Here is a 6,829-nt window from a genome sequence, read left to right on the forward strand (position 1 = left end):
CCGAATGCCGCTCGTGTGCTCAGCTCATGACGAAGGCGTGCATCACACCAGCGCCATCAGCAGCTTGCCGAACTTGAGCGCCACGTCGACCGTCTGCCTCGTGTTCACGGCTTGCGCCATCTGGTCGCGTACGCACTGGAAATCCTGGACGTCGATGTCGTCGGCCAGCAGGTCGCTGCGCAGCAGCCGCCCCTCGAGCCCGGCATAGGCCACGGCCGCGTCCTCGTACGCGCGCCGCAGATCGAAGTAGTCGTCGAACGACGGCGGCGGCTGCGCCGACTTGGCGTCCCAGTATTTCCGCCACAGCAGTTCGAGCGTCTGCTTCGCTGCCTCCCGCACCTGGTCGTCCGTGTCCATGTTGCCTCCTAGATCGCCGTCTTGCACTTGATGTCGGCCCCGGGGACCGGCTGGCTGGCGAAGCGCGCCAGCCACTCGCTGCTGCCGACCTTGCCGAGCGTCACGCCGGCCTTGCGCGCGATGGCGTCGCCGTCGAACGACGGATCGAGCCCCGACAACATCGGCGCATAGCGCTGCACCAGCTTGAGCGCGTCGACCAGCGACACCCGCTCGGTCGCCTCGATCGCCTGGTACAGCTCGGCCGCCGCCTGCGCCGCCTGGACATAGCCGGCCTGCACCGCCTCGTTGGCCTGCTCCTCCTCGCGCAGCAGCTGGCGAAATCCCTGCAGGCTGGTGGCGGCGTCGATCTCCTTGCCGGCCCGCACCGCCACCTCGTAGCGATCCAGCGCCACCTGCGCCGGCACGCGCAGCTGCACGTAGCGGCCGCTGCCGGCCGGGTTCTGGTCGAACGAGATGGCGGCCCGCCGCAGATGGCTCGTCAGCGCGAACACGCCCTGCTTCAGGCAGACGAAGTGCTCCGCGCCGAACGGCCATGCCTGCTCGAAGCTCACGGCGGCCGCCTCGATGTCGTTCATCGCATCGGCCACGGGCTTGGTCTCGGCGGCGAATTGGGAGCGCGCCGCGGCGCGGGGGTCGCGCCGCGAGAACCTGCTCCTGATCTTCTGCTGGTCGGCCCGCCAACCGGCCGCCGTCCGGTCCTTGAACGCCTGCCCGACCTCGCCGGCGATCAGCCGCTCGTCCGAATCCGGCTCCTCGAACAGCGCGCGCACCAGCAGGTCCGAATGCGCGGCCAGCGCGATGTTGACGCGGCTTTTCAGCGCACCGGCGGCGACTCTGGCCGCTGCCGCGTCATCCGGCGAGCAGGCGCTCAACAGCAGGGCCGCCGACGCGGCCGCCATCAGCCACAGCGCGCGCAGGCGCCGCGATCCCGGCAAACGTGGTTGATGCATGGTCTCCTCTCTCCTCAGTAATCCAGCCACTCCAGCGGCGCCGCCAGTGGCGCGCCCTTGATCCGCTCGATCGTCTCGGTCAGCACCGCGATGTTGTTGTCGAAGGAGCCGTGGCTGGCCTTGATCTGGCCGCCTTCGCGCGTCACCTGCACCTGCGGCGTGTCGACCACCCGCAGCAGCGACTGCGCCGCGCCCGGCCAGGCGCTCTGCCACTGCTGCACCTCGGACAGCTGCGCCTCGCTCCACTGGTCGGCGTCGCCGGCGTAGCTGGCCAGCTGCGCCCGCTGCATCCCCAGCAGCGGCATCTTGCGGGCGTCGTCCAGCGCGCGCGACACCAGGTACAGCAGCGACTTGCCGTAGGCGGGCACGGCCGGCGTCGGCAGGCCGTCGGCCTTCTCGTTCTGGTCGTCCAGCACGTACAGCCACAGCTTCGACAGGTCGAGCACCCCCTTGGCCTGCGCGGCGCCGTAGTGCCGGTTCGCGAAGGCGCATGAGCACGCCGCCGCGAACAGCGTCGAGGTCGTCACCGTCAGCGCCGGCGTGCCGCCGGTGGAGGCGCCGGCCGCGAGGCTCAGGAAGTGGCCCAGCAGGATGCTGCCCGCCGAATGCCCGGCGATGTGCAGGTCCAGCCGCTTGCCGGCCGCCGCCAGCTCGCCCTGCAGCGCCAGCAGGCTTTTCAGCAGCAGGTCGAGCCCGTGGTCCGGGGCCACGGCCGCCGCCGCGTTCTCGCGCATCTCGGTCCACAGCCCGCGGAAGAAGGTATGGGCCGCGGCCTCGACGGCGCGGTCCTTGGCGTCGCCCAGCGCCTCCAGGATGCCCTTGCTGCGCGCCGCTTCCTCGCCGAGCCAGCGCGCGGCCCAGTCCTGCACCATGTCGCCGATGGTCTCGCCCGGCCCGGTCTTCCAGGTGAGAAAGATCGGGTAGATGCCGTTGGCCTCGAAACAGGGACCGAGCACCCGGATGCGCTCGATCGACTCCTGCTCGCTGTTCAGGCCGCCGTGCGCGTACACGGCCAGCCGCAGCACGTTCTCCGAGCGCGAGGCGAGCCACATCTGCGGCGCCTCGACCACGATCTGGCGGGCCAGCCCGCGCCGGTCGCGGGGGTCGCGGGTGAAGTCGGTCGGCGCCAGCTCGCCGTTGTTGCCGGTGACCAGGCTGTGCTCATACGCGGCGGCGGTGGACCACGGCTCGTAGTCCGTGAAGTTGAAGGCATGGTCGATCGGCCACGGATCGTCGGCCGGGTTGCGCGGCTGCCGGGTCTGGCGGTCCAGCGCGGTCAGCGAGGTGCCGCTCGCCATGCGCCAGGACGAGGCCGCGATCGGCCGCGTCTTGCGGCCGGCGCCGTCGCGCACCACGGCCGGCACCCCCAGGCCGCAGGCCCAGGCGTCGGTCGCGTTCACGATCCAGTCGTCGTAGGGCAGCACGGCGAAGCCCGAGGCGCCCCAGGTGGTGCCCCACGAGTTCTGCACCACGAAGCCGCGCTCGTTGTAGCCGACCAGCGCGAAGGCATGGCCGCCGCGACTCTTCGGGTCCTTCAGCGGCGCGATCTCCGGCAGCGCCGCATGGCTGTTCGGCGCCGCGCTGGTCGAGCCGGCCAGGGCGTCCCAGCCGTCGTGCACGCTGGCCGACACGTAGACCGCGCCGATGTCGGCGATGGCTGCCTGCAGATCGACGATCGATTCGCGATCGACCCGGTAATAGACGCCCAGCGGGCGCTGCGCCGCGTCCAGCTCCCAGTTCTGCGACGGCCGCACGAACACCGCCTTGCCGGCCGCATTGGTCCGGTACGGCCACGCGTCGAAGCTGCAAACGCCGTGCTTGTGCCAGCCCTTGAGCGCGCCGCGACAGCTGGAGCCTTCGTACTCGGTGCCCGGCCACTCGTCGTAGCGCCGCGCCAGCTCGTACAGCATCCGCGGGCTGACCGGCAGGAACGGCGTGCGCTGGCCGTCCTGCACGTGGCGCACCCAGAACAGGTAGTTGGCGACGCAGGCCAGGCCGAACCCGGTGCAGGCGCCCTCCGATCCCTGATCGAGCACCAGCCCGCCGGCCACGTAGCTTGGAATGAACTGCTGGACCTCGCTGTCCAGCGGATAGCGCGGCGGCAGCGACCGCAGCGGCGCGCGGTACGGCAGGTCGCGCAGGTCGAGCCGGTCGGGGCGCGCGTCGAACGTTCTCGCGGTGGCCATGATGCTTCGCTCCTTTCGTCTCGGCCGTGAGGCCTGCGAGGGACTGCTGCACAAGGCGCCGCGACTGCTTTGCCGCGCCATCGCCATCCGCGCTGCGGATGGCACCGCCGGAATCGCCAGATTCCCGGCGGCGAGGAGCGAGTGTGGGCGGGTCGCGTGAAAACGCAACGATGCACCCTGTCAAGGTTGACAGGGTGTCAGGCTAGGAGTAACCCTGAGACGGGTCGCGCGCGAGCCGGCCGGAAACGCGGCCGGTCGGACCTGATGGGCCTCAGTGGGTCACGGTGCCGCGCCAGGCGCCGGTCTCGACGCCGCGGCGCTCGATCAGCTCCTTGAAGCGCTGCAGGTTGCCCTTGGCCGTGAGCTTGACCCCGCCGAGCGCGTCGCCGATCTTCTCGCCGACCGTCTCGGGGTCGTAGTCCATCTGCAGCATCACGCGCGTGCGGTTGTCCGAGATCCGGTGGAAGGTGACGACGCCGGCATTGCGCACGCCGCCGGTGCTGCGCCAGGCGATGCGCTCGTCGGGCCGCTGCTCGGTGATCTCGGCGTCCCACTCCTTGATCTTGCCGGCCACGTCGGCGCGCCAGTGCAGGTGGGTGTCGTCGACCTGCCGCACCTCCTGCACGCTGGCCATGAACTGCGGGAACGCCTCGAACTGCGTCCACTGGTTGTAGGCGGTGCTGACCGGCACGTCGACGTCGATCGACTCCTGGACCGAGGAGGCCGACCCGGCGCGCGCCTTGCGCATCTGCCGCGACAGCATCATGCCGCCCATGGCCAGGGCCGCCAGCGTGCCGAGCGCGCCCGGGCGTCGCCTCGCCTGGTCCATGGAGTGCTGCACCAGCATGGCGGGCGTCGGCGCCCGCCGAGCCTGCAGCTGCTTGGACAGCAGCCAGCTGGCGCCCGCTGCCAATGCCGCGACCGCGGCCACTGTTCCTGTTTCTTGCTTGGTTGCCTGCATTCGTTTCCCCTTGGCTGGTGTGGATCGGCTTGTCGCCGACGATGGACAAGCCATGATGGGCAGTGGCCCGGCTCATCGGGGCAACAGAGTGCAACGCATGCTCGACCGGCCCGGCCGGGGCCAGCGCCGGCATCGCACCGGCCCAGGCCGATGCAGGGCGCCGGGCGGAAGCGCGAGGTAACGGGCACGAAGCAGGAACTTACCCGGCGAAGCGCCGAGCGCTCGCCGGACACGCTCGGGGTGGGAAGCGAAGCCGGCCGAGGGCCGAGCAACCGCGAACGGCGTCAGTCCGGCACGAACCGCCGCTCGAAGGTCTGCGCGTCGGCTTCGAGTTCGAAGGTGACCAGCTGCCCGTGCTTGCCGTCCGCAAGCCGGTACGCGGCGAATAGGCTGTAGCGGCCTTTCAGGCCGAAGCTGGGCAGGTCGATCAGCGCGTACGGATGGGGCACGAACACCTCGTGCAGGAACACCGTGCGGTGCGCGTTGCGCGGCGAGGGGAACAGCTTGTAGGTGCCGGTGTCGATGGTGGCTTCGGGCATGGCGCGGGGGAGCGGGAAGAGGAACGTCGGCACCATTGTCGCCCCGCGTCAGCGCGCGGCAGCGACGCCGTCACCTGCCCAGCATCCGCTTCAGCTCGCCGCTGTCGATTAGCGCCTGCAGCTCGCTGGCGCCGCCGACCAGGGTGCCCTTGACGAACACCATGGGAAAGGTCGGCCAGCCGGTCCACATCTTCAGCGCCGTGCGCCGGCGCCAGGTGTGGAGGTAGTTGCCGTATTCGAGATACTGGTGCGGCACGCCGGCCGCGGCGAGCGCCTTGCGCGCCTTGGCCGGGAAGGGATTCATTCCCATCCCGACCACGACCACGTCGTTGCGCTGCACGGCGTTTTTCACCTCGTCCACGATCGCCTGCTGGTGGCAGGCAACCTTGCCGCGGATGGCCGGATGGATATGGGCCTCGTCGAGGATCGGGCGCGGCATGAATGGGCTCCTGGTCAAGGTGGGGACGGTAGCACGGCGGGACGTGAGTGTCGTTCCGGAGACCGATTGCTTCGGAGCCATATATTGCTACGGTGCAATACAACGCTGCCGAGCCGATTTGTCCGAGCCCTGGAGGTCCGCGATGCGGTGGCACGCGCTGAAGGACCCAACACACACGATCTCGACCACTGAACCATCGGTGCCAGCGGGATATCCGTCATCTGGCGCCGGCGACGCGGGCGGTCTGACACGCTGCTGGGCCTGCGTGCGAGGGCGACCCTGGCGCTGTCAAACTACGTGGTGCAGGCCGCAGACCGTCGGTGGCGGCTGGGCCCCGGCAGTCGGCTGGCTGGGCGCGCGCTACCAGGCCGGCTTCAACGTGAACAGCGCGTTGAAGCCACGCTGCACGAGTTGCCGCGGCTCGCCGGCGAGAGGGCGTCGTCACGTGCGCGACGGCGACATCCGCTCGTGCGCGTCACGCGAGTAGAAGGGTCGCGATCGTGCGGCAAACATCCGCATCGGCGAGCGGCAGCCGCTGGACAAGGGCGCGCCGGGCGGGCGTACGAGGAGATCCGCGAGCACGGGTCCTAGATTTCTGGGGGCGAGCACGAAGCTGCAGCCGTTGAGGGTCCAGCCTGAATCTGATCCTGTATGCTGCAAGCAGCAACCCGCACCGGCCTCCTATTGACTAATGACGCGCTGAACGTACTCACGCGTCTTGTCGGAGAAGCGCTTCAATTTGATGTCAACGAAGGCCGCCCCGACCTTCGCGCCCAGGGCGTCAGGATCGAGAAAATACATAGGGCCCTTGAGAGACACGACTTCGTCCTCCATTAACTGCTTCAACACCGCGCGCCCGGTGTCGCCCTTCATCATCCGTTGATGCTCTATCTTCCCCTTGTATCGCGCGAGTTGCCCCTTGCTGTGCGACCGGAACGCAAGGGTCAGTCTTCGTAGCGCACGAAGAGCGTCTGCGGTCTTTGGGTTTTCGTTCTGGGCCGCTGGCGCAGAAAAGGTTGTCCATGGGTAGGACGTCGCATTCGGCCAGGAAACCTGAAGCCTCGCGCCGTGCCTGACCAATGGCGTGGATAGGGATGGATCGGCTTCGACCTCTTCCGACTCCAAAATCACAGTGCCATCTTCTATGACAGTCGAGTCTCCGCGGACAACAATCTGGTTGCACGCGAGCTGCAACTTGCGCGCCGAAATGAACACAGGCGCGACAAGCTCAAGCTGATCGCCAGTGCCTAGTTCAACGTCGGTAGCTTCGACATCAATACTTATGCCAGCGACGCGCCGACCGAGCCGCAGCAGGCCCGCTGAGGGAGCTTCAAACTCGGTTCGCGCGACGCTCCCGTCCTGCTCGATCGACACTTCGACACTTATGCTTGCCGCGT

General features: G+C 68.9%; 7 protein-coding genes. All 7 read right to left on the reverse strand.

The window, feature by feature from the left end:
* Positions 1–42: 42 nt before the first annotated feature.
* Positions 43–357: a hypothetical protein gene (locus VNT59_RS11425; RefSeq protein ID WP_325498529.1), complete on the reverse strand. Its 315-nt coding sequence runs from the start codon at positions 355–357 to the stop codon at positions 43–45.
* Between the two features lie 8 nt (positions 358–365).
* Entirely contained in the window at positions 366–1,307 is a 942-nt protein-coding gene (locus VNT59_RS11430) for a hypothetical protein (protein WP_325498530.1), read from the reverse strand.
* A 14-nt stretch (positions 1,308–1,321) separates the two neighbouring features.
* A complete protein-coding gene (locus VNT59_RS11435; RefSeq protein ID WP_325498531.1) occupies positions 1,322–3,493 on the reverse strand; it encodes a C1 family peptidase in 2,172 nt (723 codons plus the stop codon).
* A gap of 271 nt (positions 3,494–3,764) precedes the next feature.
* On the reverse strand, positions 3,765–4,454 hold the full coding sequence (locus tag VNT59_RS11440) for an SRPBCC family protein (protein WP_325498532.1): 690 nt from the start codon (positions 4,452–4,454) through the stop codon (positions 3,765–3,767).
* Positions 4,455–4,738: 284 nt separating this feature from the next.
* Positions 4,739–4,993 (reverse strand): hypothetical protein, encoded by a 255-nt coding sequence (locus tag VNT59_RS11445; protein WP_325498533.1) that lies wholly within the window; start codon positions 4,991–4,993, stop codon positions 4,739–4,741.
* A 70-nt stretch (positions 4,994–5,063) separates the two neighbouring features.
* Positions 5,064–5,432, reverse strand: a complete 369-nt coding sequence (locus VNT59_RS11450; protein WP_325498534.1) for a glutaredoxin domain-containing protein — start codon at positions 5,430–5,432, stop codon at positions 5,064–5,066.
* Positions 5,433–6,113: 681 nt separating this feature from the next.
* Positions 6,114–6,829: hypothetical protein (locus tag VNT59_RS11455; RefSeq protein ID WP_325498535.1), on the reverse strand; the 716-nt coding region annotated here is incomplete at its 5' end.

Origin of the sequence: Ramlibacter sp. (assembly GCF_035554825.1) — a bacterium.
GTDB lineage: Bacteria > Pseudomonadota > Gammaproteobacteria > Burkholderiales > Burkholderiaceae_C > Ramlibacter.